This is a genomic window from Agromyces sp. NPDC029043 (assembly GCF_055564615.1).
Map to the genome: position 1 here is coordinate 41862 of NZ_JBVHVX010000014.1, position 26007 is coordinate 67868.

The window sequence follows — 26007 nt, forward strand, 5'->3', positions numbered from 1 at the left end:
TCATGACCGAGGCCACGGAGATCGTCGCGCGCACCGTCAGCACGGTGGAGCCGGGAACGTATGTGCTGGGAATCCGGCATCACGGGCCCGGGTCGGCGCGCGCCGTCATCGCCGAACTCGAGCGCATCCGCCCGGATGCTGTGCTCATCGAGGGACCGGCCGATGCGTCGTCGCTCATTCCAGCGGCCATCGACCACGGGATGGAACCGCCCGTCGCACTGCTCGGGTATGCCGCGGACAATCCCGCGAGCGCCGCGTTCTGGCCGTTCGCCGAGTTCTCCCCGGAATGGCAGGCGATGCGGTGGGCGGTGAGCCATCGCGTGCCGGTGGAGTTCTGCGATCTCCCGACGTCGCTGGTGCTCGCACACCGCGACAAGCCGTCCGCGGCAGATCCGACGGACGCCGAGCACCCCTCACCGCGCGCCGACCCCATCGGCGCCCTGGCCGCCGCAGCCGGCTATGACGATCCCGAACGTTGGTGGGATGACGTCATCGAAACCCGCGGTGAGGGAGACGGTTTCGCCGCGATCACCGAGGCCATGGCCGCCCTGCGCGAGGATCTCGAACCATTCGAACTCGGCGAACCGAGCGCGGAGCACCTCCACGAGCAGCGCCGCGAAGCCCACATGCGTCAGGTGCTGCGCAAGGCGCTCAAGCGTCCGGAGGTCCAGCGCGTCGCGGTCATCTGCGGAGCCTGGCACGCACCCGCACTGTCCGGGAAGCTGCCGCCGGCCACCGCCGACGCCAGAGTCCTCAAGGGCATGCCGAAGGTCCGCAGCAAGCTGGCCTGGGTGCCGTGGACGCACTCCCGCATCGCGACGGCCAGCGGCTACGGAGCCGGTGTCGTCTCGCCGGGTTGGTATCACCATCTGTTCACCACGGCCGACGACGTTACCGTCCGCTGGCTCATTCATCAGGCCAACCTGTTGCGCGACAAGGATATCGACGTCTCGTCGGCGCACATCATCGAGACTGCGCGCCTGGCCGAGGCGCTGGCGGTGATGCGCCGCCGTCCGCTCGCCGGGCTCGCCGAGATCAACGAGGCCACCCTCGCGGTCATGTGTCAGGGGGACTCCGGACTCGCCGACCTGATGTATCGCGAAGCGGTCATCGGCGAACGGCTCGGCAGCGTCCCCGACGACGCACCTGTCGTCCCGCTGCAGGCCGACGTCACCGCCACCGCGCGATCTGCACGTCTCAAGATGGACGCCGCGTCGAAGGAACTCGTCCTGGACCTGAGGCGCCCGACCGACAAGGCGAAGTCGTTGCTCCTTCACCGACTCTCCGTCCTGGGGGTCGACTGGGGCGTGCCCAAGGACGTGACCGGGACGGGCACCTTCAAGGAGGGCTGGACGCTACGGTGGCGACCCGAGTTCGTCATCGACATCGTGATGGCATCGGTCTGGGGTACCACCGTCGTGGCCGCCGCCACCGCGAAAGTCGTCGATCAGGCAAGTGCCGGGACGTCGCTCGACACGGTGACCGGGGCGCTGGAGTCGTCGTTGCTCGCCGAGCTACCCGACGCCCTCCCACCGGTCTTGCATGCCCTGCACGAGCGGGTCGCCGTCGATCACGATGTGCTGCACCTGATGTCGGCGCTGCCGGCACTGGGCCGCGCACGTCGTTACGGCGATGTCCGTGGTACCGACACGGCCGCGCTCGGCGATGTCGCGTCGTCGTTACTGCTCCGCATCTGCATCGGGGTGCCAGCCGCGATCTCTCACCTCAACGACGACGCTGCCGCCGAGTTCAAAGCGGGACTCGACGCCGTCCACAGCACCGTCTCCGTGCTCGACGACGAGGACCGGGAGCGGTGGCTGGCGGCGGTTCGCGTGATCGCCGACCGGTCCGAGGTCAACGGACTCCTCGTCGGCCGGGCAACGCGTCTGCTGCTCGACGGCGGCCAGATCGATGGCAGTGACGCCGCCGCCCGACTCGGATTCGCGCTGTCGACCGGTGCGACGCCGGTCGCCAAGGCGCAGTGGATCGCCGGGTTCCTGGGCGACGGCGGCATCCTCCTCGTGCACGACCGTGACCTGCTCGTCGTCCTCGACCGCTGGCTCGTGAGCCTACGCGAACAGGACTTCACCGACGTCCTCCCGCTGCTGCGCAGGACCTTCGGTGACTTCGACTCGTCGGTCCGCCGCAACATCGGCAATCGTGTTGCGTCGCTGGGAGATACCACGGCCCCGGTTGCCGTCACCACCACTTTCGACGCCGCGCTCGCCACACCCGTCGTCGCGGTCGTCGCCGAGATCCTGGGGTTGGCATGACAGACGAGACGCAGCCGGCACCCGCCGACGAACGCGGCCGACGATGGCGCCTGGTCCTCGGTGATGCGGCCGAGGCGGCGTTACCGTCGCTCGGCGCGGACGATTCGTCGATGGATGGGGCACTCGGCGCGCTCTACGACGCCGACGGCGACCGCAAGGGCGGCCTGGGCAAGTCCGCGCCCTCGGTTGCGCGGTGGCTCGGCGATATCCGAAAGTACTTTCCCTCCACCGTGGTTCAGGTCATGCAGCATGACGCGGTGGAGCGGCTCAACCTGCACGCACTGCTCACCGAGCCCGAGCTGATCGACAGCATCGAACCCGACATCGAGATGGTCACCACCCTGATCAGCCTCGGCCGCGCCATCCCCGCGAAGTCGAAGGCATCCGCTCGGGCACTGGTCCGCAAGGTGGTCGACGAGGTGGAACGGCGCATCGCCGAACGGACCCGAAGCGCGGTGGGTGCTGCCCTCAACCGGGCCGCACGGGTCAACCGGCCCAAGCTGCATGATGTCGACTGGAACGCCACCATCGCCCGTAACCTGCACAATTATCTGCCCGAGCAGAAGACCATCGTGCCCGAGCGCCTCGTCGGATACGGTCGTCGCTCGCAGGTGGTCACCAAGGACATCGTCTTGGCGATCGACCAATCCGGTTCGATGGCGAGCTCGATCGTCTACGCATCGATCTTCGGCGCCGTCATCGCCACCATGCGTTCGGTCCGCACCTCGCTGGTCGTTTTCGACACCGAAGTCGTCGATCTGACCGACAAGCTCGACGATCCGGTCGACGTGCTCTTCGGCACCACGCTGGGCGGTGGCACCGACATCAACCGCGCCATCGCCTACTGCCAGGAACTGATCAGCCGGCCCGCCGACAGCATCTTCGTCCTCATCTCCGACCTCTACGAGGGTGGTGTGCGCGACGAGATGCTCAAACGGGTCGCGCAGATGAAGGCCGACGGCGTGCAGGTCGTCGTGCTGCTGGCCCTCTCCGATGAGGGCGCACCCGCCTTCGATCGTGAGATCGCCGCGGCGCTGGCCAGTCTCGGTGTTCCCGCGTTCGCATGTACACCCGACGCCTTCCCCGACCTCCTCGCCGTGGCCATCAGCCGCGGCGACATCATCGGGTGGGCCGACGCCAACGACCTCGCACAACGCGGGATGTCCGACTGAAACCTGCGTCCGGTTACCCTCGGAGGCGAGAAGGATCGACGACCCGGGTCACCTCAGGAGGGATGGAGTACCGATGGCGGCGAGCAGCGGAGCCGGCAACACCCACACCCGCGTCTTCATCGACAAGCAGTCACCCGCGGTGTACGCCGCGCAGGTCGAGGTCGCCAAGGCGGTGCGCGGTGCGGTGTCGTCGGCGGGCTTCGACCGTCGCTTCGCCGAACTCATCAATGTGCTCGTCTCGCAGATCAATCGCTGCGCCTACTGCCTCAACCTCCACACGACGGCGGCGGTCAAGGCCGGCGAAACCACCCAGCGCCTCGCCGTCCTCCCCGCCTGGCGCGCGGCTCCGGCATTGTTCTCCGAGAAGGAGCGCGCCGCCCTCACCCTCGCCGAGTCCATCACGACGCTGCCCGACGAGGAGACCCAGGATCACCAGTATCGTGGCGCGCGAGCAGTTCTCACCGAGGACGAGGTCGCCGCGGTCAGCTGGTTGGCCATCGCGATGAACTCCTTCAACCGCATCTCCATCGTCAGCCGGCATCGGGTCCGGGCGAAATAGCCCGCGCACAACAGCACTGCCCACCGCGTGAAACGGTGGGCAGTGCCGGACCTGCGAACAGGCAGGGGATAGCAGTGATCAGGCGGGCGCCCCGGCCACGGCGCGGGAAGCCTCGATCTCTTCGGGCATGTTCACCGCGGCGAGATGCGCCTCGGGGAGCGGCTCACCCGGGCCGAAGTGTGCGAAGGCCTCGATGTGCCGATCCAGGTCCAGCGCGCACGGGGTGCCGTAGGTGAAGTACGTTTCCCAGGGCAGCTTGGCGCCGCCGACGGCCAGACCGGTGTCGATATCGGACATCTGCCAGGTCTTGGTCGTGGCGTCGGGATCCATGTGGAGGTAACCGGCCTCCCCGAAGAGCTCGATGCGGTTTCCGCCGGGTTCGAAGACGTACAGGAACTGACCCTGGGTGATGCCGTGAACGTCGGGTCCGGCCTCGATCTGAATGTCATATTCGCGGAACATCTCCGCGGCGTCGATGTTGTGCTGGCCGTTGCCATAGAAGAACGCGACGTGGTGCAGCTTGCCGCGCCCGCCGGTCATGTCCTTCATGCAGGCGACCTCGTGACCCAGCAGATTCGAGCTCATCCAAGCACCGATCTCCGTGTCTCCGTCGACGACGCGTTCGGTGGTCCGGAAACCGAGGTGACGCTCGAAGGAGTCGCGCATCGCCGTGACGTCCGACGCCATCAGGTTCAGGTGATCGATGCGCTTGACGGGGATGCCCTGCAGCGGCTTCTTCGACGGCCGGGACAGGATCTTGCTCTGCAATTCCGGCGGCGCGACGTACTTCTCCACCTCCCACAACAGCGACAGGTTGTGGCCGTCGGGGGACTGATAGCTGAAGGTCTTGCCGTAGCCGAAGTCGTCCTCGTGGAAGCTGCCCTCCACGTTCGCGCTCTTCAGTGAGGTGACGCGACGCTCGAGAGCCTCGGCCGACTGGGTACGCAGCGCTGCGTGTCCCATGCTGGCTTCCGGCGCCTCGGTGACCTTGAGGCTCCACTGGTAGGGATCCTCAAAGGCGCGCAGGTAGACCGACTGTCCCTCGCGCTTGGTCACCCTCATGCCGAGGAACTGCGTGAAGAAGTTCTCGGTCTCCTGGGGCTTGGGGCTGAAGAGCTCGACCCGCGCTAGGTGCGCGATATCAAAACGAGCGGGATTCTCGGCCATCGGATCTCCTGTGTGACTCATCGGGCGCCGGGTTCTCGGCGTCCGTTCCAATGCGGATGAACAGAGCATGGCCCGACGATGTGACGCCAGTCACCGTCGTTCGGCAATGCCGAACAATTCGACGATGTGGTGGCCGCTCATCCGGGCTGGCCGTCGACAACCCCTCGTCGACGACCCGAGTCCCTACCGTCGTTCCCATCCCACCCGCGCATGGCTTGCGTGGGCACCGGAGCGGAGGAGAACGAGATGAGCCGGTTGACCGCTGCGATCGTCGGATCGGGCAACATCGGGACCGATCTGATGTACAAGCTGTTGCGATCGCCCGACGTCGATCCCGTCTACATGGTGGGCATCGACCCGGAGAGCGAAGGCCTCGCGCGTGCCCGTGACGCCGGACTGGAAGCGTCCGCGGAGGGCGTGGATTGGCTGCTCGCACAGTCGGATCTACCTGATCTGGTGTTCGAGGCGACGTCGGCGAAGATTCATGCGGCCGCCGCACCGCGCTATGCCGAGGCCGGCATCACCGCGATCGACCTGACGCCCGCCTCGGTGGGGCCCTACGTGGTGCCCGCGGTGAACCTCGAGGAGCACCTGCGAGCCCCCAACGTGAACATGGTGAGCTGCGCCGGGCAGGCGACCATCCCGATCCTCTACGCGATCAACGAGGTCGCCGACGCCTCCTACGGTGAGATCGTCGCCGCGATCGCCGCGAAGAGCGCAGGGCCCGGGACCCGTCAGAACCTCAGCGAGTTCAGTGAGAAGACCGGCCGCGCGTTGGCCCAGGTGGCCGGCGCCGACACCGCCAAGGCCATCTCGGTCATCAATCCGGCGGAGCCGCCGATGAACATGCGCGACACCGTTTATGCCAAGGTGCGCAACCCCGATGCGGCGGCGATCGAGCGGGCGGTGGTGGACATGGTCGCCCGGGTCGCCGAGTACGTCCCCGGATACTCGCTCAAGCTTGTCGACGTCGACGGTGACCTCGTCACCGTGATGCTCGAGGTGGTCGGCGCCGGAGACTTCCTGCCTACCTACGCGGGCAACCTCGACATCATCACCGCCGCCGCCGTCCGTGTGGCAGACGTGATGGCTCAGCAGAATCTCGTGACAGGAGTAGCCCCGTGATCACCTTCGACGAACCCAGCAACACACCCACCAACGCGCCGTACAAGGGCAAGGTCACTCTTGTCGATACGACGCTGCGCGACGGCATGTCGAGCGTGTCGCACAAGTTCACCACCGACAACGTCGCGGCCATCGCCGCCGGTCTCGATCGTGCGGGCATCTCGACCATCGAGGTCGCCCATGGCATCGGACTCGGTGCGTCGTCGATCCAGTATGGCTTCGCAGCCGCCACCGATCCGGAGTACATCCGCGCGGCTGTCGGGGCCGTCGAGAACGCCGACATCGCCGCGCTGTACGTGCCGGGCATCGCCACCCTCGACGAATTGCAGAAGGCCATAGACGCGGGTATCAAGACCGTCCGTGTCGCCGTGCACTGCACCGAGGCCGACTGTGGTCAGCAGCCCATCGAATGGGCTAAGGCCGAGGGCCTCAACGTCATGACGTTCCTCATGATGAGCCACAAGCTGGCGCCCGAGGCGTTGGCCGAGCAGGCCGTGAAGATCGATTCCTACGGCTCGGACGTCGTGTACGTCGTGGATTCGGCGGGCGCGCTGGTTCCGGAGCAGGCCGGCGATCGTGTCGCGGCGATGCGCTCGGCCATCAAGGCCGACATCGGTTTCCACGCCCACAACAACCTCGGCGTCGGGATCGCCAACGCGCTGGTCGCCGCCGAGAAGGGTGCTACCTACATCGACGGCTCACTGCGCGGGCTGGGTGCCAGTGCAGGAAACGCCCAAACCGAGGTTCTCGCAGCGGCATTCGAGCGCGCGGGCTGGGAGACCGGTGTGGACCTGTTCCCGCTGATCGACACCGCCGAGCATGTGGTGGCACCGCTGATGAAGGAGCCGCAGATCGTCGACGAGACCGCGCTGGTCCTCGGCGTGGCTGGTGTCTATTCGACGTTCTTCCACCCCACCAAGCGCGCCGCCAAGAAGTTCGGAGTCCCCACGCGCGACATCCTGATGGAACTCGGGCGTCGCGGTGTGATCGGCGGGCAGGAAGACATGATCATCGACGTCGCGTCCGAACTGGCCGGCCGGACCTACGAGACCCCGGAGGTTGCAGCGGTATGACCACCACAGAGCACCCCGCAGAGATCAAGCACCTCATCGGTACCGAATGGCGATCCTCTTCTGACGGAGCCACATTCGAGTCCCGCGATCCGCACGACGGCAGCCTGCTGGCCACGGTCGCGCGCGGCACCGCCGACGACGGGACCGCCGCCATCGACTCGGCGCGCACCGCGTTCGACGACGGCGAGTGGCCGCGCATGTCGCCCAAGGAGCGCGCCACGATCCTGCACCGGGTCGCCGACGCCGTCGACGATCATCGCGCGGAACTCGCCCAGATGGAGACGCGTGACGGCGGCAAGACGATCACACAGTCGCTGCACGCCGAGATCCCCCGGGTGGCACACAACCTCCGCTTCTTCGCCGACTATGTGGCCATGGCCGCCAACGAGGCCTACCCCGACGGTGACCTGCTCTCCTACGTGCTGTACCCGCCGGCGGGGGTGGTGTCGGCGATCAGTCCGTGGAATGCGCCGCTGATGCTGGCGACGTGGAAGATCGCACCGGCGTTGGCATTCGGCAACACCGTGGTCCTCAAACCGGCACCGCAGACGCCGATGACGGCGAACCGGTTCGCCAAGATCGCCCTCGAGGCCGGTCTGCCGCCAGGTGTGCTCAACGTGGTCCACGGCTTCGGTGGAGAGGCCGTCGCCGGCCCACTCACCTCCGACCCGCGCGTCGACCGCATCACCTTCACCGGCTCCAGTGCGACCGGAGTCAAGATCCTGCAGGCGGCGGCCGTCAACCACACACCCGTCTCCGCCGAGATGGGCGGCAAGTCCGCCAACATCATCTTCGACGACGCGGATTTCGATGTCGCAGTGCCCATGTCGTTGCGCGCCATCTTCGGCGGCAACGGCCAGGTGTGCCTGTCCGGCACACGGTTGCTGGTCCAGAACTCGATTCGTGAGGCCTTCCTCGAACGGTTCGCCGAGGAGGCTCGCAAGCTGGTCATCGGCGACCCGAAGGACCCGGGCACGTTCATCGGCCCGCTCATCGAAGAGCGCCACCTCGAGAAGGTCCACAGCTACGTGGAACTCGCGCAGGAAGAGGGCGGCAAGGTCATCGTCGGCGGTGAACGTCTGACGGGACCGGAGTACGCCAACGGTTTCTACTATCCACCTACCGTCATCACCGGCCTCACCAACGAGGCGCGCACCGCGCGCGAGGAGATCTTCGGCCCGGTCGAGACGGTCATCGGCTTCGACACCGAAGAAGAAGCGTTGCGCATCGCCAACGACTCGCCCTATGGGCTGGCCGGAATCCTGTTCACCGACAACCTGAATCGTGCACACCGGATGGCTGCGAAGTGGAAGGCCGGGACCGTGTGGATCAATACCTTCTTCGAGCGCGACCTCCGGCTGCCGTTCGGAGGCGAGGGCATCAGCGGACTGGGTCGCGAAGGCGGCCAGTACTCACGCGAGTTCTTCACCGAACCGCGGGCCGTGACCATTCGTCTGCGGTGAGAGGAGCAAGCATGACGTCGACGTGCGTGGTGGTGGGCGCCACCGGTGCGATGGGCTCAGCCATTACCGAGCGACTCGTAACACGCGGGCGGCGGGTGATTGCCGTGGCGCGCAGCAACTCCGAGCTGGACAAGCTCAGCGTCGCCCACGACCTCGTGACACCGTGCGTCGCCGACATCGGGTCCGACGACGCGGTGGACTCCATTTCTCGCTGCCTCGACGGCCCGGTCGAGCTGGCCGTCTTCGCAGCGGGTCTGCCGGTACGCGGCTCCGTGGACAGCATCGAGCCGTCGGCGCTGTCGACCGCCGCCAACATCAAGGTGGCCGGCCCGGTGCGACTTCTCCACGCGGTCCGTGATGGGTTGGGCGAGGGTTCTCGATTCGTGGCGATCGCCGGGTCACTGGGCGTCGAGCCGGGCCCGTTGGATGCCGGCCCGGGAACGGCGAATGCGGCGCTGCTCAATCTGATGCGCCAGATCGGCAAACTGTACGGGCCGAAGGGCGTCACCGCGCACACCATCGCCCCCGGACCGGTCGACACCCCACGCCTGCGTGCCCTGGTGGAAACCCAGGCGCGCGAGTCAGGCCGCCCCTACGACGAGGTGTGGGGTGATTACGTAGCCAAGACATCGTCGGGCAGACTGCCGACCCTTGACCAGATCGCCTGGCTCGTCGAGATCTTGTTGGCCCCCGAGGCAGCCGTGCTGCACGGTGCCGTGCTCGCCGCCGATGGCGGTGTGCGGCACGGAATCCTTTGACCGCAAACACTATTCAAGGAGTTTCTACGATGCCCGTCGCTCACTTTCATCTTCCTGCTGACACCTACACCGCCGAGCAGGAAGCCCAGTTGCTGCGCCGGGCGGCCGCAGAGTACGCGCGCATCCTGAACTCGCCGATCGACCGCACCCGGGTGTACGTGGTGCACTACGCGGCGTCGTCGATCGCCGTCGCGGGTGAGTTGTGTTCCGACTCCGGCGTGATCGCGCCCTACTTCACCGCGATCGTGCTCGCGGGTCGGCCGGCCGAACAGCGTCACGAGCTCCTCGCGGGGTTCACCGAACTCCTGGTGAACGTTCTCGGCGTGGACCGTAGTGTAGTCCGGGGGCAGATCATCGAGGTGTCCCCGGAAAACTGGGGGATCGCAGGCGGCCCGGCCAGCGTCGCCCGGGCCACGGAGATCGCTCAGCGGGCCGGCGAACTGCACTGATCAGCGCTACCTCAATCACGACAAGGGCCACCCTTCGCGTTCGTCACCTTGGCGGTAGACGATACGAAGGGTGGCCCTCACTGTCATTCGGCCGCTTCGACCCGGACATTCCGATCAGAAATGTGGAATGCCATGAGGTCTTTGCCCACGGTCAACGGACCGTCGTAGGTTTCGCGGGTGCGTTCGACCATCACATCGAGTGGAACTGCGGGAATCTTGGGCGGTGCCCCGTTCACGATATGGGAGTACGCGGCCATCGCCGGCCTGGTACGAGCGAAGTTCTGGCCTGCCTGCTTGGGGTTCGTGTGATGCGAATACACCCTCTGCAGTACGGGATCCGACGGATCGGCGAAATCTGCAACCTCGTGGATGAGCAGATCAACGTTGGTTCAGTACTGCAGCACATTCGGCGTGGGGCGGGTGTCTCCGCTGATCAGCACTGAACTGTCACCGAAGTCGACGCGGTAACCGACGGCGGGATTGATCGCTCCGACAGCATCGTGCTCGACCGTGAACATCGTTACGCGTACGCCCTTTTCATCGAAGATGACGCCGTCCTGATCGAATTCATGAGGGGTGATGCCCGCTGTTTCGCGTGGCAGCTTCTCATCCGCAACGCGGACATCGATGTCGTTCTGGTGCGTGAGCAGAAGCCCTCACTGATCTGTTTGACGCCGGGAGGTCCGTACAGGTTGAAGGAGCCGTCCCGACCGCCCAGAGCCGTTATGTAACCGGTCATCCACAAGTCGGCGAGTCCGTTGACATGGTCCGAGTGGAAGTGGCTCAGGAAGACATTGTCGACCTCGCCCAGCGGAACTCCCAACTGATTCAGTCGTATTGTGGCGCCGCGGCCTGCATCGAAAACCAGGTTGAGGCCGTTGGCTTGGACGAGTGTCGAATTGCCGAATCGCTCGGCGCTCGGGACGGGTCAGCACGAGTACGAGTCCGAGCACGTGCCGGGATGGACCACCAGCAGCATGGCCCCGCGGTGTGATGCCAGTCACGCAGGTTCGGCAAAGCTGAACAATTCGACGATGCTGTGGCCGGTCATCCGGGCTGGTGGCCGGCGGTCTAGTCGGTCTGGATGCTGACCGGTGCGGGGTTGATGACGGTGACGGTGCCGCAGCCCAAAAGCCACCTCATCGGTCGCAATCCACCTCGAGCACGCCAAAGGTGGCTGTTGACCGATGAGGTGGCTGTCGGGCCGCTGGACCCGATGATCACCTCCGCCTGGTGGGTGTCGTTACTCGACGACCTTCGCTCGCCGCTCGGCGATGGTCTCGTCGCCGGCAGCGAAGTGGGTGAGGGGGGTCTCGCGTACCACAACCCGGATGCTCGCCAGCGGCGCGTCGACGCTGCGGTGCGCGGCCATCGTCAGCTCATGGATCAACGCCCGGATCTGTTCGGGGCTACGGCCTTGCGCCAGTGTCACTTCGATGAACGGCACGACTCAGCCTCCTGCGACGGTGATGGAACCCAACGAGGTGAAATGAGCCGCGACCCGAGCACCCGGATCCACCGGGATGGCGTCGGTCATGCCGCCGGTGAGCACGATCCACCCGGCCTCCAGGCCGTGCCCGCGCGCACCGAGTGTGTTGGCGGCGAAGGCCAGGGCCTCGGCGGGATGCCCCAGAACCGCTGCGCCGGTGGCACTGTCGACGACGTGCCCGTCCACCTCGAGCAGGACTGCCTCGAGTTCCAGGTCCACCTCTTCGACGCGCCGGAGTCGGGGGCCGGTGACATACGCGCCCGACGAGTTGTTGTCGGCCACGGCGTCGGCGAGTGTGAACTTGAAACCCGAGTAGCGGCTGTCGATGATCTCCAGTGCGCCCACGACGTGCTTCACGGCGGAGAGCGCCTGTGCGGCAGTGACTCCCGGACCGCGCAGGGGTTCACCCAGGATGAAGGCGATCTCCGGCTCGGCGCGCGGGTGGATCAGCGAGGTGCGCGGAACCGGAAGCCCTGCGGGGAGGGCCATGGAATCGGTGAGCCACGCGACAGATGGTGCGTCGACGCCCATCTGCTTCTGCTTGGCCCGGGAGGTGAGACCCAGCTTGACCCCGGTGATGCGTTCTCCGTGGGCCTTTCGGTCTGCCAGGGCGATATCCTGGGCGGCATAGGCCACGTCCAGATCCAGACCGGGCCATTCGTTCTGGATCGATGTCCGCGGGGTGGCGGTGCGCTCGGCGGTCAGAAGGATGTCGGCGACGCGTGCGGCATTCCAGTCCGACGATGAGGTTTCGCTGTGCGACATGATCAGTTACCTCCGAGAAGTGCGGTGACGCTACCGAGTCCGGCGAACGTCGCGACGATGGAATTGCCTGCCGTGATGGGGACGGCCTTGGTGACGGAACCGGGCAGAACCATGTGGCCGGGTTCCAGAGTCACACCGAGCGGGCCCACGGTGTTGGCCAGCCACACAAGGGCATTGAGCGGAGATCCCAAGACCGCACCACCCGCTCCGGTGGCGACGACCTCGCCGTCGACCTCGAGGTTGCAGCCGGACAGTCGCAGATCGACGTCGGCGAGTTTGGTGGGTCGGCTGCCGAGGACCACCCCGCCCGACGATGCGTTGTCGGCGACAGTGTCGAAGATGCCGATCTTCCAATCACGAATACGGGAGTCGACGATCTCGAGTGCCGGCAGTACGAAGTCCACCGCGGCAGCGGCCTCGGCGACGGTCACCCCCGGTCCGCGCAGCGGGCGTCCGAGGACGAACGCCACCTCCGGCTCGATCCGCGGCTGCATGTAGGTATCTGGATCGATCGGTTGGTGCTCGAGATGGAACATGGACGCGGTGAGGTGTCCGAAGTCTGGCTGGTCGACCCCGGCCTGCTTCTGCATCGCGCGTGAGGCGAGACCTACCTTGTGGCCCTTGACCACATCTCCGTCTTTCTCCCACGCCTGTACCTGGGTGAGCGCGATCTCGTAGGCCACCGACAGCGGGGCGTCGACGAAACGGGGTGTCAGTGGATCGATCGGTGTCTTGGTGCGGTAGGCGGCCAGCAGGTCGTCGGCAGCGCTCTGGATCTCATCTGTACTCATCGAGGTCCTCGGTTTCGGCGGGGTCGTGCGGGGTGGAAGGTGTTGTGGGATAGGTGAAGTGAGTCGATCTCTCAACTGACGGCGACCAGGGTGGGGTTACCGAGCTCGGACGGTACGGATGACTCACTCGCCGCGATGGTCTTGGACACGGTCGCGGCGGCTACGATCACCGCCCTCCGGTACTCCTGCTGCGCTGCCTGGAATCGCGTCGACGGTGCTGTGATGCTCAGCGCGGCCACCACAACGCCCATGTCGTCGCGGATCGGTGCGGCGACGCAGTGCACATCGGCTGCGGCCTCGCCGGCGTCGAAGGCACAGCCGTTGGTGAGCACCGCGCGCAACTCCCGTCGAAGCTGTGCCGGATCGGTGATCGTCGTGGGAGTCAGGCGGCGGAGTTCTTTGTCGAAGACGTTGCGCTCCAGTTCAACCGGCGTGCAGTGCGCCAGCAGGACCTTGCCGACGGCGCTGCAGTGGGCATCGAGATGCGCGCCGATCCGGGCCCCGCTGACGTTGATGATGTGATTGCCGAGGACCTTGTCGATATACATGACGCGGTAGCGCTCCATGATCGCGAGATGTGTTGTCTCGCCGTATCGCTCGGACAATGTCTGCAGTGCGGATGCGGCGCACGCGCGGATGTCGATGGTTCCGCGCAACGTCTCGTTGAGTTCCACCACGCGCCACCCGATGCGATAGCGGCCGCGCGTGGGGCACTGGAGCAGCCCGATGTCGACGAGTGAGGAGAGCAGCGCGTGCGCACTGGATCGGGGGACGCCGATGCGATTGGCGACCTCGGAGACACCCCACTCGGGCTTCGTCACCGTGAAGAGGTCCAGGATCGGGCCGATCTTCTGCACTGTCTGCAATGCCGCCATGTCAGAAGCCCCATCCGTCGTCGTTGCCCTGGAGTTCCAACGCCCGGAAGCTGCCGGTGTAGAACAGCAGCGGGTGGCCGTCGTTGTACCAGAGTTCCTCGACCCGACCGACGTGCAGTGTGTGATCACCGGCCGGGTGCGAATCGGTGATCGAGCACGAGAGGTGTACCAACGCGCCGTCGAGCAGCGGTACGCCCTTGCGCCAGGTGAACCGGACGAGATCGGGCTCGTTCTTCGCCCCCGCGAAGTGCAGCGAGAGCGGTTCCTGATCGTTGGCCAGAATCGAGACACCGTAGCGGCCCGTGGAACTGATCTTCTCGTTCATCCTGGCGCGGTTGGCGATCGACACCAGTACCAGCGGCGGGTCCAACGACACCGACGTGAAGGCGTTGGCCGTCATCCCGTGCACCGACGCTTCGTCCTCCGACTCGGCAGTGGTGACGATGGTGACCCCACTGGCGAAGCGTCCCAACGCTTTCCGCATCCGCAGAGGTGTCGGATCGAGATCCTCCAGGTTCTCGGCGGGGGTGGTCACGGCGGTCACTTCCGGTTCCAGACGATCTCGAGATCGTCGTTGTTGATCAGGTCCGGACGGGTCCAGCCGTCCACGTTGTACTCCGACATGCACTGCTCGGCGAAGCCCTTGAGCGCCACGTCCTGCCCGGTGGCCTGATAGGCGAACAAGGTCTGGAAACGGACGGCCTCATGATCGCCGCCGTAATTGCGCTCGTACAGCTCGTGGCGTCCGCCGAACTCGGTGCCCACCGCGTCCCACAGCAGCTTGAGAAGCTGGACCCGGTCGATGGCGGGGATGCCCTCGGAACCGCGGACGTACTGGTTGAGGTAGGGGGCGATATCCGGGTTCTTCCAGTCGTCGGCATGCGAGTTCAGGTAGATGAGGCCGCTGCCGAGGACCTGTTGGACGATCTCCTTGATCCGCGGGTAACCGACACCCATGAAGGTGCGGTACGCGAGGCCGTAGTTCTGGTTGGGCTGCACCGCGCCGTTGACCCATTCGTCGGGCGACTTCGCCATCGCATCCGAGAGACCCCAGAACATGTCGCGCCAGTTGAGGATCTCGCCGATCTGCATCTGAACTCCGCGGAAACCGGCCGATCCGGTCATCTCCACGCCCTTCATCACGCAGCCGGCGATAAAGTCGAGCTTGACCGCGAGGCGCGCGCAACCGTGGAACATGAAGCGGTTGAGGAAGCCCGAGCGCATGACGAAGTTGTTGGTGGTCTCGGCGTCGTAGGCGAAGACGTTCTCCCACGGGACCAGGACGCGATCGAACACCATGATCGAGTCGTTCTCGTCGAATCGACTCGACAGGGGGTAGTCGAAGGGTGTCCCTGTGGCCGCGGCGTTCATCTCATAGGAGGTGCGGCACAACAGCTTCAGTCCGGGCGTGTCCATCGGGACGGTGAAGATGAGGCCGAACTCCTTCTTGCGCAACGGGAGCCCGTAGTGCGCGATGAAGTTGGCGTTGGTGATGGCCGAACCGGTCGCCACGACCTTGGCGCCGGAGACGATGAGACCGGCGTCGGTTTCCTCGACGACGTGGACGCAGACGTCGGCGGTCTCATCGGCCGGCTTGGCCCGATCGATGGGCGGATTGACGATCGCGTGATTCAGGTACAGGACGCTTTCCTGCGACTTCTTGTACCAATCCAGCGCATTCTGCTTGTACTCGCCGTAGAAGCCGGCGTTGGCACCCAGGGTGCCCAGGAACGACGCCTTGTAGTCGGGGGAGCGACCCAGCCAGCCGTAGACCTCACGCTGCCAGGTGGCGATCGCGTCGCGGGCCAGTAGCAGGTCGTCGGCGCTGCGGGCGGTCTTGAAGAAGGGGTGGGTGAAGCCTCCGTTCCCGGTGTCGGTGGGCACAGAGAGTATCCCCTGAGCTGCGGGTTCATGCAGTGCGTCGTACATTCTGGCTACCGAGCGGGCGGAATTCCGGAATGCCGGATGCTCGGTGACATCCTTGACTCGTTCGCCTCGAATGTAGATCTCACGACCATCGCGCAACGATTCGAGATATTCGTCGCCGGTCATCGGACGGACGTTGTTGAGCGTGCTGGTGCTGGTCTTCTCGATGAGCGGAGCGGTGGTCATCTTTGAGCCTCCTGGGATGTGGCGCACGGTGAAGGGGTGATCACGTGGCCGGTATGAAACCTGTTGTAGTACAGGGGAAATTGCCGTGTGCTTGTCTTGCGTTGGGGTCGGGTATAGCCTGTGCCGAAGCCATCGTCCCTGTGACTCAGAACACTATTAGGCAGAGGAGTGGCAGAGAATGACTGAGCGCGACCACTCACATGACTCTGAGCGAACCGGCATCGAACGGGCGGATGACGCCGACGTGGTGATGCTCCGGACATCGGAACTCGACACTGCCGAGGGCCGCGACGAATGGCGCAACACGCTGGGTTCGGTGTACTGCGAGATGGACGTCGCGTGGCCGGTGGGGCAGGGTCTCGACGCCGAATGGGGTGGCCGGCCCTTCGGGGATCTCCACGTGAGCACCATTCGGTGCTCGGAGCAGACGGTGATCCGTTCTCCGGCGATGATCCGGTCCGATCCCACCGAAGACTTCCTGGTCTGCCTCATCACCGACGGTGCGGTGACGGTCGAACAGGGCCGACGCACCACAAAGCTGCGGCCCGGCGGATTCGCCTTTCTCGAGCTCGGTGAACCGTTCGTCTTCGACTCCCCGGACGATTTCGAGCAGGTCGTGGTCCGTGTTCCCGGCCAGATGATCTCCGGGCGCCTGCCCGATGCCTACGCGAATCGGTTCACCGGCCGCGAGTTCGGCCCGTCGTCGGGTCCCGCCGGGATCGTCGGCTCATTGCTCAAGCAGATCGCGACGTCGGCCTCTCCGATCCCGCCTCCTGCGTCGGCGTCGTTTGCGACGTCGACCGTCGACATCCTGACGGCGACGATCCTCGCGGAGCTTCCGGCGGAGCGTCGGGAGGAGTCGTTCCGGGCGCAGGATCTCGCGCGGATTCAACACGTCATCGCCGACAATCTGCACGACGTGGATTTCTCGCTGACCGACCTTGCATCCCTGAGCGGAATGTCGGCGCGCAACGTGCAGAAACTGGTCGCCACCACCGGAACCACGCCGATGGCCTGGCTCTACGCGGCCCGGATCGAGCGGGCCAAGTGTCTGCTCATGTCCACCGGGCAGTCGGTTGCAGAGGTGAGCGAGTGTGTCGGCTTCCGCGACGTCTCCCACTTCAGCCGATTGTTCCGCAAGCAGGTGGGCGTCAGTCCGGGCAGGTTCCGCGCATCGTCGTGACGCGCTCACACATGCTGTGCCTCAAGCCACTTCCATAGCGTGGGCAGAGCCAGGTACGCGATCGTCGCGTGTGTCGCCTTGTCCACGGTGTGATACTCGACGGTGATCCCGGTCCTGCGCTCGACGTCGATGAACTTCGCGGTGTCCGACGGCAGGACCAGCGTGTCGTCGAGTCCCTGAGCGACGAAGAGCGGGGCGTCGAACTTGACCCCGCCCGCCGAATTCTGTTGCAACAGTGTGGCCCACGGCTGCACCACGCTGGGATCCCCGGTCGTGAAATGGCCGACCAGCGGTTGCGCGATGCGATGGAGCTTGGTGATGTGGGTGAGCAGGCACAGGCTGTTCATCTCGGGTAGTGCGGCCTGCGCCTGCGGGGTGAGGATGGTGGACAGGTCGGCGGCGGGTGCGGCCGCGGCGACGGCGCGGATGGTCAGCTCGGGTGCGTACTGGTGAGCGCGTTGTGCGGCGAATGCGACTGCCTGACCACCCTGCGAATGTCCCCAGAGCACAACAGATGTCGACGAATGTGTCTCCGGAATCGCGCGGGCTGCCCGCGCCGAGTCGAGCACCGCGTTGCCGGCCGTCGCACCGATGAGATACGAGTCGGGACCCGGTGTCCCCATGCCCACATAGTCGGTGGCGACGACGGTATAGCCGCGGTCGAGCATCATCCGCAGCCCCTCGATCCCGAGGAACGGATCGAAGCCCTTGGACGGGGCGCACTCGGATGCGGTGCCGGTCGTCGGATGTCCCCACGCCAAGACGGTCCGTCCCCCATCCGGAGTCGGAGTCAGCGGAGTCACGACGACGCCGGTCGACACCACTCGTTGCCCGTTGAGATCGGTGGTGCGGTACATGATGCGCCATGCCCGTGCGCTGACCGGAGCCCCCTCGAGGGCCTCGCTCTTGATCAGTGTTCCGGCTTCGCCGTCGGCCGCGTTCGCGGGTTGCTCATAGAACGACGCCACGTCGGACCGCTCGACCTCGTCGCCCAGGACGCGCGGCACGATCAGCCATGCGAGCATCCCGACGACGACCAGAACCACGAACGCCACCAGCGACGGCCATCTCAACCCACGGCGCGTCGTCGACCCATCTTTCACGGGTTCAGTGTGGCAGGTGACGCCGGACGGTGACGCCGGAAGTGAGCGGCTACACGGTCGCTTCCGCGAAGCTGTCGAGAGCGCTTGTGGCATCGATGTATTCGGTGACCCACCGCTCGATGACCGCCGCCGTCTTCTCCACCTTCTCGAACTGGCCGACGACCTGCCCGACCGGGTTGAACGCGACGTCGACCGTCTCGTCGGGATGCTTGTGGGTGGCGGCCACGGCCATTCCGGACACCATGTACTGCAGCGGCATCCCGAGCGGATCGGGGTTCTCCGGGTTCTCCCACGCCTCGGTCCAGTCGTTGCGGAGCATGCGGCACGGCTTGCCGGTGAAGGAGCGGCTGCGGACGGTGTCGCGACTGGACGCGTTGATGTAGGCGGCCTGCTGAACCGGAGTGTTCTCGGCCTCCTCGACCATGAGCCACTGCGATCCGCTCCACGCGCCCTGCGCCCCGAGCGCCAGCGCGGCCGCGATCTGCTGACCACTGCCGATGCCGCCGGCGGCGAGCACCGGCCGCGGCGCGACCTCCTTGACGACCTGCGGCCACAGCACGATGGAGCCGACCTCACCGCAGTGCCCGCCGCCCTCGCCGCCCTGCGCGATGATGATGTCGACCCCGGCGTCGGCATGCTTGCGTGCCTGCTTCGGCGATCCGCACAGCGCGGCGACCTTGCGCCCGGCGTCGTGGATCTTCTCGATCATGTCCACCGGCGGCGTGCCGAGCGCGTTCGCGATGAGGCTGACCTTCCGATGGTGCAGTGCGATCTCCACCTGCGGGGTGGCGGTGGCCTCGGTCCAGCCGAGGAGCTGGAGCGAGTTGTCATCACCCTCGGCGAGCGGGACGCCGTGATCGGTGAGGAGTTTGCGACCGAAGTCGAGGGTCTCCTGGGGGACCATCGACTGCAGCATTGTGGTGAGGTCGTCGGCCGACATGTTCGCGTCCATGCCCTCGTATTTGTTGGGGATCACGATGTCCACGCCGTAGGGATGATCGCCGATGTGCTCATCGATCCAGTTCAGCTCGATCTCGAGCTGCTCTGGCGTGAATCCGACGGCACCCAGCACCCCGAAACCACCCGCCTTGCTCACCGCGACGACGACGTCGCGGCAGTGGGTGAACGCGAAGATGGGGAACTCGATGCCGAGCTCGTCGCAGATGGGGGTGTGCATGGCATGCTCCTCGGGTATCGCCCAACACTAGAACGTGTTCTAGTTCTGGATACACGGGTTCGGGGGATCGGCAAGGGATCGCCGGCACTGAGTGGCCGCCAGAAAAAGAAGTTCGACGGCGCGGGAACCTTTCGGTTCGGTCGGTGCACGACGGGTACATCGACAGCTACCAGAGCTACTGATTGCGCGAGTGGCAAGCAAAGGACCGGGGCCTGAGGGGAGCCCGGTCCTTTGCTGTGTCCGATCGACTCGTGTCTTGGGGTCTGATGCCGGTGTGGTTCAGAGTGCTCGGCCTGCACGGATACGAGATCTCTGCGACCCTTGAAGAAGAAGGCGCCGTGCCCGTTTTGTGACGCATGAGGTCTGGAACTGTCATCGACGGAGATGAGAGACTCGCAGGGGCTTGCGGTGCCCGATCGGCCGGAATCCTCCGAACACCTCTGATCGAAGGCACATCCGTATGAAACCACGCACACGAATTGCTCTGGGCGCGTTCATCATTGCCGCCGGTACGCTTCCGGTCCTGCTGAGTCCACCGGCACCTGCTGCCGCCGATATGCTCCCGGCCGGTACGACCTTGGTGACCCCGTCACGAGAGGCGTGCGGCACAGGGGAGGCGGGTCGTCGAGGTTTTGACGAGCGGATCGAATGCGGTGTCGCCTTCACCGACGCCTGGCTCGCATCGCAGGGGCTGTCCGATGTGCTCACGGCGACGGTGATCACCGACCCGACCACCGTGAACGTGTGGCCCAACTCCGTGACAGGCGGACTCTGCGGATTCGGCGGGGTCAACGGTCTCGGGACGAGCCTGCATCACTGCGATCGCCGGACCTTCGTCAACCCGACGACCGACGCCGCGTTCCTCCGCTCCGACATAGACGCCATCACCGCGCTCTCCCATGAGACGGCGCATGGCGTGCAGGAGAAGGCGGGCATCGACACGGTCACTCCGATGCTCACCGATCCGGCACTGACCGCCCGCCTCGAACAATCCGCGGACTGCTGGTCAGGTGTCGCGATGCGCTGGTACGTCCGCGAGGGCATGTTGCCGTCGACGGCGAACCGGGCGTCGCGCTCGCTGCTGACCCGCACCACCGAAGCCGACGCCGGCCCCCACATCGGCCGCGTCTCCGCCTTCGACGCCGGATACCGCGCCGGGCCGTCGGCCTGCAACAAAATCCTCGGCAAGAAGGTCTTCCCGACGACAGTTCGGTGAGGTCCGGGCAGCTCGGGGCTCCCCAATAACCACCGTCCCCAGCGCGCTCACCCCCGCATACGAACCCGGAGCTCCTCTCCGGGGTGGTTTTTGGGGAGCCACCGCCACCGCCCGAAACCATTTGCCCCAAACCTTCCCTGCCCACCCGTCAGGCCCCTACGATGACAATCGGATAACACTCGTTTCCACATCTTCGGGAGGCTCGGTATGTCGGTGGTCAGCACTCTGGTGGAGCAGGTGGCGGACACCGCGAAGGCGATCCGGGTGCTCCAGAAGGCGGGGGCGATCGACCTGCGCAAACCGGGGCAGGTCATCGAGGCGTCGAAGAATGCCAAGACCCTGGGCCCGCCCGCCGCGATCGTCACCCACGCCGTCAAGGAGTACCCCGACGATCCGGCGGTCGCCGATCTTCACGGCACCGTCACCTTCGGCGAGCTCGCCGCCCACTCCAAGGCCCTGGCCAACGCGCTCCTCGACGCGGGGTTGACTCCCGGATCGGTTGTCGGAGTCATCGCCCGGGATCATCGTGGCCTGCTCACCGCGATGGCCGCCGCAGGCTTCGCGGGATTTCGCCTGGCCATGCTCAACACCGGATTCGGCGCGGCGCAGTTCGCGGAGGTCGGCGCGCGGGAGCGCATCGAGACCATCCTCTACGACGAGGAGTTCACCGATCTCGTCGCCGAACTCCCCGACACCCGCAAGATCCTCATCTGGGACGACGACGAGCGACCCCTTCCCGCCGGCACCCGCACCCTCGACGACATCATTGCCTCCGGCCGGACCGATACGCCCCCGGTGCCGGCGAAGTACGGCGGCATGGTCATCCTCACCAGCGGCACCACCGGACTGCCGAAGGGTGCCAGACGCGACAAGTTCTCACCGTTCGTCAGCGCCCTCATCCTGGACCGCATCCCGATCCCGCAGCACGGCTCGGCGGTGATCGTGTCGCCGGTCTTCCACTCGACCGGCTTCGCGTTATGGGGTGTGGCTGCCGCGCTGGGCAACAAGGCCGTCCTGCTCGGACGGTTCGACGCCGAGAAAACCCTTGCGGCACTTGCCGAACACCGCGCCGAGATGCTCGTGGCGGTGCCGACGATGCTGCATCGGATGCTCGCGCTCGGCCCGGATGTCATCGGGAAGTACGATCTGTCGGCGCTGAAAATCATCGTCATTGCGGGATCGGCGCTGTCACCGACGCTGTCGGATTCCATCCAGGACACCTTCGGCGACGTGCTCTATAACCTGTACGGCTCGACCGAGGTCGGGGTGGCGGCCGTCGCGCAGCCCCACGAATTACGCCAGGCACCCGGCACAGCCGGGCGTGCCCCGGTCAGCAGTCACCTCGCCCTGTTCGACGACGACGACCGGCGGATCACCAAGAAGAATGTCCGCGGACGACTTTTCGTGCGGACCGGCTCGCCCTTCGAGGGCTACACCGACGGGCGCAGCAAGCAGATGATCGACGGCTTCATGTCCAGCGGTGACATGGCGCGTTTCGACGAGAACGGACTCATGTTCATCGAGGGTCGCGACGACGACATGATCGTCTCCGGCGGCGAGAACGTCTTTCCCCTCGAGGTGGAGAATCTCCTCGCCGAGCACCGCGATGTCGCCGACGTCGCGGTCGTCGGCGTCGACGACGAGGAGTACGGAACCCGATTGCGCGCCTTCATCGTTCGCGCCGACGGCTCCGATCCGCAGGCCGACGAGCTCCGCGCTCACGTCAAGGCCAACCTCGCCCGCTACAAGGTGCCGCGTGACGTCGTCTTCGTGGAGGAACTGCCCCGCAATCCCACCGGAAAGCTGGTCCGCCGCAAGCTGCCGACCGGGCCGCTTACCGAGTAGCCTCCAGCGCCCGCAACACCAGATGGAGGGCGGCCGTCGTCGACAGGGTGCGCACGGAATCCCGGTCCCCGGGGAAGCGCAGAGTGCGGGTCGTCGTCGGGTGGCCGGCGATGGCAACCCCGAAACAGACTGTGCCGACCGGCTTTTCCGGTGTTCCGCCACCCGGGCCGGCGATCCCGCTGGTGGATACGGCGACGTCGGCACCGAGGACTCGCAACGCACCCTCGGCCATCGCGCCGGCAACCGGTTCGCTGACCGCACCCAACTCGTCGATCAGCTCGGCCGGTACTCCCAGCGTCCCGATCTTCACCTCGTTCGCGTAGGACACCACACCACCCACCACATACGCCGACGACCCGGGTCGGTCGGTGAGGCGTGCGGCAACCATTCCGCCGGTGCAGGATTCGGCGGTACCGATCAGTCGGCCGGTCAGTGCCGCGGCAAGCAGATCGTCGACGGTGGAGCCGTCGGTGGAGAAGATCGACGACCCGTGCCGGTCGGTCAGGACCGACGTCAACTCGTCATAGGCGGGCGATGCCGCGGCAGGAAAGCGTGTGACCATGTCGATCTCACCCAGACGCATGCAGGTGGTGATCTCCAGATCGTCGAACGCCGTGACCTCCCCTTCGGCGAGGGGCAGCGTCTCGGCGAGTTCGGCCTCACGCAGGCCGTACGCGCGGATGGTCTCGGTGCGGTACTCGTCGCGACCGGCGAGTGCAGCCACGATCGCCGGTTGCTCGAACGCGGCAGGCCACATCTGCTGCAGCTCGCGGGGCGGGCCGGGCAGGATGAGGATCGCGGGCGCGGAGTCGGTGGCGGGGATTGCCACTCCCGGCGCGGTACCGGTCGGCGGAATGGGTTGTGCCCCTTCGGGGACCATCGCCTGCTTGCGGATACCCGCGCGTGCGGCGGGTGGGATCTCGGCGTCGGGCGCGTCGCGCTGCCACCGTCGGATGATGCCCTGGATGTGGCGCTCCAGGGCATCGTCGAGCAGCAGGGTGCGCCCGCAGAATTGCGCGACGGTCGCCACGGTCAGATCGTCGGCGGTGGGGCCGAGGCCACCGCTGGTGACGATGAGGTCGACGCCGTCGTCGGTGAGGAAACGCAACTGGGCGAGCAGATCGGCGGGCCGATCCCCACAGATGGTGATGTGGGCGACGTCGGCGCCGAGGGCGAGGAGTTGTTCGGACACCCACGGTCCATTGGCATCGGAGATTCTTCCGGTCAGGACCTCGGTCCCGGTGACGACGATGCCTACGCGAACACTCACCGCACCGAGCCTAATCGGTGTTGTTGGCAGCGGCGGAACACGATCAAGCCTCCGGCCACGACGACCGCCGCGACCGAGGCATACATCAACAGCGTCGCGCCCAGGGTGGCACCGGTGAAGTAGCCGACGAGCAGGACCGTGGTGGCCCAGCTCGACGCGCCGACGATGTCAGCGGCAGCGAAGTAGCTCAACCGCATGTCGGCCATGCCCGCGACGGGCGGAATGATCGTGCGGACGTAGCCGATCCAGCGGCCGGTGATCACCGCGATGGCGCCGTCGCGGCGCACCCGCTCCTGCGCGGCCTCCCAGCGCTGCTCGCCGAACTTGCGGCCCGCGCGCGATTGCGTCAGCCGCCACCCGGAGGTGTTGCCGATCCAGTAGCCGGTCAGGTCCCCGGCGATCGCGGCGACGCAGACGGCGACGACCAGCGGGCCGATGGTGGTGGAGCCGACCGCTGCGGCCACCCCGGCCGCGAGCAGCACTGCCTCACTGGGCAGGATCAGACCAGCGACCAGCGTGGCGGTTTCGGCATAGACGATTCCGCACGCCAACAGGTAGACCGCCCAGGACGAGACCGACTCCACGAGCCCCACGAGCCAATCGGCAATAACGTGCACAGCATCGAGGGTAGGCCCCATCACCGACGACGCCTCGCCACGTATCGCTGAGTGGGGTGACCACGGCGAGCATCGGACACAACGACGGGGGCATCGGCGCCCACTGCCGATGCCCCCGCCGATGTCCCCGTACCCCAGCCCCCGAGGTCGTGACCGTCTGAATCAGGCCGGGATGCGTGCTCCCTCGGCCGTGCTGAACTGGCCCGACGGGCTGAACTTGCCGAGCAACTCGTAGGCCGGTTCACCGCCGACGGCGGCCAGGAATCCGGTCACGTCCTCGCGTGAGCGCAGCGTGAGCAGCGGCGTCGGCTCCGATAGCAACCCGAACAGCGCCGACCCGATCGGCTTGCTGACGGCGGCCGCCGGGAAGGACAGCTCCAGGTGATCGGCGTACTCGGGATCGCCCAGGAAGAGTCGGGTGACCTCGGTGCTGGCGTGCCCTCGACGCTCCCAGTGCTTCTCGAACTCGGCGGTGAGGAACTCCTCGTCGAACTCGCCCTGGTGGGCGGCGGCCGCGGCGACGAGCTCGGCGACCTGGATGATGGCGTTCTGGGCACCCTGACCGGCGACCGGATCGACGGCGATGGCGGTGTCACCGATCGCGAGCACCGGGTGTCCGCCCGCGGTCCGTCCGACGGCCTTGCGGACCGTCGGGGTGACCGCGCCGGTCAACCAACTCTTCGGGTCGTCGATGACGGCGAGCTTCTCGATCTCCGGGGCATCCTCGGGGAAGTAGTCGCGGTAGAGGTCGACGACGACCTGTCGCGCGGATTCCGCGTCGTGCACCGAGGCGAACCGCTCCGCCCACTGGCCGTCGGTCTTGGCGAAGCCGAGGAACGAGTAGGTGGCGCCGTTGTCCTTGTGCTCGAACGGCCCGAACCACGCCTCACCGTTCTGGGCGTCGAGATTGAAGAGGTTCTCGCGGGAGTTCTTGTTGCGGTACTCGAAGTCCAGCGGGGACTTCGGCGCGAGCGTGACCTGCAGCAGTCGACGCTGCGGCTCGGTGTAGGTGGTGCGGGATTCGTCGACCGGGAAGAACGACGACAATCCGCCCTTGCCGGTGGCGACGAGGGTGAGGTCGTGCGCCGCGGCGATCTCGTCGAGGCGTTGCGCGTCAACGGCTTCGACGACGAACTTTCCGCCCCGGTCCAGGAAGTGGCCGATGCGGTCGTCGGCGCGCAGGCGGACGTCGACCGCCTGGGCCTCGTACCCGAAATCGGGATTGAACTCGAGCACCCGGGACCGGACACCGTCCTCCTCGGAGTAGAGGCGCACGCTGATGCCGGTGGTGTTGGCCAGTTCGTAGGAGTCGGGAATGATCTGCGCATCCCAGTCGCGGGAGGCGCCGAACAGGATGGCGACACCGGTCGGTGGGACCTCGTCGCGCAGGCCGGCGCGATCGCGGTCGCTGTAGAGGGTGACGTCGAAGCCCTGATCGACGAAGCCGAGAGCCGCTGTGGCCCCGGCGATTCCGGCGCCGACAATGGCGACGCTGCGTGGGTTGGACATACGGGTGTTCCCTTCG

25 protein-coding genes and 2 pseudogenes are annotated in these 26007 nt (G+C 66.3%); 11 read left to right on the forward strand and 16 right to left on the reverse strand.

From position 1 onward, the window contains the following. Positions 1-2: 2 nt before the first annotated feature. The 3 genes from ACZ4TW_RS16400 (at position 3) to ACZ4TW_RS16410 (ending at position 4004) form a co-directional block, all read left to right on the forward strand. A complete protein-coding gene (locus ACZ4TW_RS16400) occupies positions 3-2273 on the forward strand; it encodes a DUF5682 family protein (RefSeq protein WP_465544286.1) in 2271 nt (756 codons plus the stop codon). After that, positions 2270-3445, forward strand: coding sequence for a vWA domain-containing protein (locus ACZ4TW_RS16405; protein ID WP_465544288.1), 1176 nt, complete (start codon positions 2270-2272; stop codon positions 3443-3445). Before ACZ4TW_RS16400 ends, ACZ4TW_RS16405 begins: the two co-directional genes overlap by 4 nt. 73 nt (positions 3446-3518) lie before the next feature. After that, positions 3519-4004, forward strand: coding sequence for a carboxymuconolactone decarboxylase family protein (locus tag ACZ4TW_RS16410; RefSeq protein WP_465544290.1), 486 nt, complete (start codon positions 3519-3521; stop codon positions 4002-4004). A 78-nt stretch (positions 4005-4082) separates the two neighbouring features. Here the strand turns inward: ACZ4TW_RS16410 and ACZ4TW_RS16415 are convergent, their stop codons facing one another. Continuing rightward, positions 4083-5171, reverse strand: coding sequence for a VOC family protein (locus ACZ4TW_RS16415; RefSeq protein WP_465544292.1), 1089 nt, complete (start codon positions 5169-5171; stop codon positions 4083-4085). Between the two features lie 246 nt (positions 5172-5417). Here ACZ4TW_RS16415 and ACZ4TW_RS16420 point away from each other — a divergent pair, with 246 nt between their 5' ends. The 5 genes from ACZ4TW_RS16420 to ACZ4TW_RS16440 are packed head-to-tail and all read left to right on the forward strand — an operon-like array spanning position 5418 to position 10039. Beyond that, on the forward strand, positions 5418-6296 hold the full coding sequence (locus ACZ4TW_RS16420; RefSeq protein ID WP_465544294.1) for an acetaldehyde dehydrogenase (acetylating): 879 nt from the start codon (positions 5418-5420) through the stop codon (positions 6294-6296). After that, positions 6293-7369 carry a 4-hydroxy-2-oxovalerate aldolase gene (gene dmpG / locus ACZ4TW_RS16425; protein ID WP_465544296.1) on the forward strand — a complete coding sequence of 359 codons (1077 nt, stop codon included), beginning with the start codon at positions 6293-6295 and terminating at the stop codon, positions 7367-7369. The genes ACZ4TW_RS16420 and dmpG overlap by 4 nt, the downstream gene beginning before the upstream one ends. Continuing rightward, positions 7366-8832: an aldehyde dehydrogenase gene (locus ACZ4TW_RS16430; RefSeq protein WP_465544298.1), complete on the forward strand. Its 1467-nt coding sequence runs from the start codon at positions 7366-7368 to the stop codon at positions 8830-8832. Before dmpG ends, ACZ4TW_RS16430 begins: the two co-directional genes overlap by 4 nt. An 11-nt stretch (positions 8833-8843) precedes the next feature. Further along, positions 8844-9590, forward strand: coding sequence for an SDR family NAD(P)-dependent oxidoreductase (locus ACZ4TW_RS16435; protein ID WP_465544300.1), 747 nt, complete (start codon positions 8844-8846; stop codon positions 9588-9590). 29 nt (positions 9591-9619) lie between these two features. Beyond that, the gene (locus ACZ4TW_RS16440) at positions 9620-10039 is read left to right on the forward strand and encodes a tautomerase family protein (protein WP_465544301.1); all 420 of its coding nucleotides are present in this window, start codon (positions 9620-9622) and stop codon (positions 10037-10039) included. Positions 10040-10122: 83 nt separating this feature from the next. Here the strand turns inward: ACZ4TW_RS16440 and ACZ4TW_RS16445 are convergent, their stop codons facing one another. The 10 genes and pseudogenes from ACZ4TW_RS16445 to ACZ4TW_RS16490 all read right to left on the reverse strand — a co-directional run bounded on the left by ACZ4TW_RS16445 (position 10123) and on the right by ACZ4TW_RS16490 (position 16071). After that, positions 10123-10296, reverse strand: a complete 174-nt coding sequence (locus ACZ4TW_RS16445; protein WP_465544303.1) for a hypothetical protein — start codon at positions 10294-10296, stop codon at positions 10123-10125. A 132-nt stretch (positions 10297-10428) separates the two neighbouring features. Further along, positions 10429-10557: a hypothetical protein gene (locus ACZ4TW_RS16450; RefSeq protein ID WP_465544305.1), complete on the reverse strand. Its 129-nt coding sequence runs from the start codon at positions 10555-10557 to the stop codon at positions 10429-10431. Between the two features lie 2 nt (positions 10558-10559). Beyond that, a pseudogene (locus ACZ4TW_RS16455) lies at positions 10560-10940 on the reverse strand (MBL fold metallo-hydrolase); the annotation flags it as partial. Positions 10941-11282: 342 nt separating this feature from the next. Continuing rightward, positions 11283-11486 carry a tautomerase family protein gene (locus tag ACZ4TW_RS16460; protein ID WP_465544306.1) on the reverse strand — a complete coding sequence of 68 codons (204 nt, stop codon included), beginning with the start codon at positions 11484-11486 and terminating at the stop codon, positions 11283-11285. Between the two features lie 3 nt (positions 11487-11489). Then, entirely contained in the window at positions 11490-12293 is an 804-nt protein-coding gene (locus ACZ4TW_RS16465; RefSeq protein ID WP_465544308.1) for a 2-keto-4-pentenoate hydratase, read from the reverse strand. Between the two features lie 2 nt (positions 12294-12295). Then, positions 12296-13084, reverse strand: a complete 789-nt coding sequence (locus ACZ4TW_RS16470) for a 2-keto-4-pentenoate hydratase (RefSeq protein ID WP_465544310.1) — start codon at positions 13082-13084, stop codon at positions 12296-12298. Positions 13085-13155: 71 nt separating this feature from the next. Further along, positions 13156-13761: an IclR family transcriptional regulator gene (locus ACZ4TW_RS16475; RefSeq protein WP_465544407.1), complete on the reverse strand. Its 606-nt coding sequence runs from the start codon at positions 13759-13761 to the stop codon at positions 13156-13158. A gap of 48 nt (positions 13762-13809) precedes the next feature. Further along, positions 13810-13959, reverse strand: a pseudogene (locus tag ACZ4TW_RS16480) (helix-turn-helix domain-containing protein); the annotation flags it as partial. 1 nt (position 13960) lies between these two features. Then, positions 13961-14443 (reverse strand): flavin reductase family protein, encoded by a 483-nt coding sequence (locus tag ACZ4TW_RS16485; RefSeq protein WP_465544409.1) that lies wholly within the window; start codon positions 14441-14443, stop codon positions 13961-13963. Between the two features lie 56 nt (positions 14444-14499). Then, positions 14500-16071, reverse strand: coding sequence for a 4-hydroxyphenylacetate 3-hydroxylase family protein (locus tag ACZ4TW_RS16490; protein WP_465544311.1), 1572 nt, complete (start codon positions 16069-16071; stop codon positions 14500-14502). Positions 16072-16249: 178 nt separating this feature from the next. Here ACZ4TW_RS16490 and ACZ4TW_RS16495 point away from each other — a divergent pair, with 178 nt between their 5' ends. Beyond that, positions 16250-17254 carry a cupin domain-containing protein gene (locus ACZ4TW_RS16495; RefSeq protein ID WP_465544313.1) on the forward strand — a complete coding sequence of 335 codons (1005 nt, stop codon included), beginning with the start codon at positions 16250-16252 and terminating at the stop codon, positions 17252-17254. A 5-nt stretch (positions 17255-17259) separates the two neighbouring features. On the opposite strand, the gene ACZ4TW_RS16500 is transcribed toward ACZ4TW_RS16495, so the two are convergent. Together ACZ4TW_RS16500 and ACZ4TW_RS16505 are read right to left on the reverse strand one after the other, a co-directional pair. Beyond that, complete coding sequence (locus ACZ4TW_RS16500) at positions 17260-18309, reverse strand: lipase family protein (RefSeq protein WP_465544314.1); 1050 nt, start codon at positions 18307-18309, stop codon at positions 17260-17262. A gap of 97 nt (positions 18310-18406) precedes the next feature. Then, positions 18407-19534, reverse strand: a complete 1128-nt coding sequence (locus tag ACZ4TW_RS16505; protein WP_465544316.1) for a nitronate monooxygenase — start codon at positions 19532-19534, stop codon at positions 18407-18409. Between the two features lie 580 nt (positions 19535-20114). Between ACZ4TW_RS16505 and ACZ4TW_RS16510 the strand changes: the two genes are divergently transcribed. Further along, the gene (locus ACZ4TW_RS16510) at positions 20115-20750 is read left to right on the forward strand and encodes a hypothetical protein (protein ID WP_465544318.1); all 636 of its coding nucleotides are present in this window, start codon (positions 20115-20117) and stop codon (positions 20748-20750) included. Between the two features lie 207 nt (positions 20751-20957). Beyond that, on the forward strand, positions 20958-22595 hold the full coding sequence (locus tag ACZ4TW_RS16515; protein WP_465544320.1) for an AMP-binding protein: 1638 nt from the start codon (positions 20958-20960) through the stop codon (positions 22593-22595). Here ACZ4TW_RS16515 and ACZ4TW_RS16520 read toward each other — a convergent pair. The 3 genes from ACZ4TW_RS16520 to ACZ4TW_RS16530 all read right to left on the reverse strand — a co-directional run bounded on the left by ACZ4TW_RS16520 (position 22585) and on the right by ACZ4TW_RS16530 (position 25991). Beyond that, a complete protein-coding gene (locus ACZ4TW_RS16520) occupies positions 22585-23865 on the reverse strand; it encodes a competence/damage-inducible protein A (protein WP_465544322.1) in 1281 nt (426 codons plus the stop codon). The two genes, ACZ4TW_RS16515 and ACZ4TW_RS16520, sit on opposite strands and share 11 nt — an antisense overlap. Then, positions 23862-24482, reverse strand: coding sequence for a DedA family protein (locus ACZ4TW_RS16525; protein ID WP_465544324.1), 621 nt, complete (start codon positions 24480-24482; stop codon positions 23862-23864). The genes ACZ4TW_RS16520 and ACZ4TW_RS16525 overlap by 4 nt, the downstream gene beginning before the upstream one ends. Before the next feature lie 162 nt (positions 24483-24644). Continuing rightward, on the reverse strand, positions 24645-25991 hold the full coding sequence (locus tag ACZ4TW_RS16530) for a styrene monooxygenase/indole monooxygenase family protein (protein WP_465544326.1): 1347 nt from the start codon (positions 25989-25991) through the stop codon (positions 24645-24647). Positions 25992-26007: the final 16 nt, after the last annotated feature.

What these genes read in the sequence shown, in the direction of transcription:
- ACZ4TW_RS16530 (WP_465544326.1), bottom strand. Translation starts at nt 25,991, where the DNA reads ATGTCCAACCCACGCAGCGTCGCCATTGTCGGCGCCGGAATCGCCGGG.
- ACZ4TW_RS16420 (WP_465544294.1), top strand. Translation starts at nt 5,418, where the DNA reads ATGAGCCGGTTGACCGCTGCGATCGTCGGATCGGGCAACATCGGGACC.
- ACZ4TW_RS16485 (WP_465544409.1), bottom strand. Translation starts at nt 14,443, where the DNA reads ATGCGGAAAGCGTTGGGACGCTTCGCCAGTGGGGTCACCATCGTCACC.
- ACZ4TW_RS16465 (WP_465544308.1), bottom strand. Translation starts at nt 12,293, where the DNA reads ATGTCGCACAGCGAAACCTCATCGTCGGACTGGAATGCCGCACGCGTC.
- ACZ4TW_RS16505 (WP_465544316.1), bottom strand. Translation starts at nt 19,534, where the DNA reads ATGCACACCCCCATCTGCGACGAGCTCGGCATCGAGTTCCCCATCTTC.
- ACZ4TW_RS16445 (WP_465544303.1), bottom strand. Translation starts at nt 10,296, where the DNA reads ATGGCCGCGTACTCCCATATCGTGAACGGGGCACCGCCCAAGATTCCC.
- ACZ4TW_RS16435 (WP_465544300.1), top strand. Translation starts at nt 8,844, where the DNA reads ATGACGTCGACGTGCGTGGTGGTGGGCGCCACCGGTGCGATGGGCTCA.
- ACZ4TW_RS16400 (WP_465544286.1), top strand. Translation starts at nt 3, where the DNA reads ATGACCGAGGCCACGGAGATCGTCGCGCGCACCGTCAGCACGGTGGAG.
- ACZ4TW_RS16415 (WP_465544292.1), bottom strand. Translation starts at nt 5,171, where the DNA reads ATGGCCGAGAATCCCGCTCGTTTTGATATCGCGCACCTAGCGCGGGTC.
- ACZ4TW_RS16490 (WP_465544311.1), bottom strand. Translation starts at nt 16,071, where the DNA reads ATGACCACCGCTCCGCTCATCGAGAAGACCAGCACCAGCACGCTCAAC.
- ACZ4TW_RS16410 (WP_465544290.1), top strand. Translation starts at nt 3,519, where the DNA reads ATGGCGGCGAGCAGCGGAGCCGGCAACACCCACACCCGCGTCTTCATC.
- ACZ4TW_RS16430 (WP_465544298.1), top strand. Translation starts at nt 7,366, where the DNA reads ATGACCACCACAGAGCACCCCGCAGAGATCAAGCACCTCATCGGTACC.
- ACZ4TW_RS16470 (WP_465544310.1), bottom strand. Translation starts at nt 13,084, where the DNA reads ATGAGTACAGATGAGATCCAGAGCGCTGCCGACGACCTGCTGGCCGCC.
- ACZ4TW_RS16405 (WP_465544288.1), top strand. Translation starts at nt 2,270, where the DNA reads ATGACAGACGAGACGCAGCCGGCACCCGCCGACGAACGCGGCCGACGA.
- ACZ4TW_RS16515 (WP_465544320.1), top strand. Translation starts at nt 20,958, where the DNA reads ATGTCGGTGGTCAGCACTCTGGTGGAGCAGGTGGCGGACACCGCGAAG.
- ACZ4TW_RS16440 (WP_465544301.1), top strand. Translation starts at nt 9,620, where the DNA reads ATGCCCGTCGCTCACTTTCATCTTCCTGCTGACACCTACACCGCCGAG.
- ACZ4TW_RS16495 (WP_465544313.1), top strand. Translation starts at nt 16,250, where the DNA reads ATGACTGAGCGCGACCACTCACATGACTCTGAGCGAACCGGCATCGAA.
- ACZ4TW_RS16450 (WP_465544305.1), bottom strand. Translation starts at nt 10,557, where the DNA reads ATGTTCACGGTCGAGCACGATGCTGTCGGAGCGATCAATCCCGCCGTC.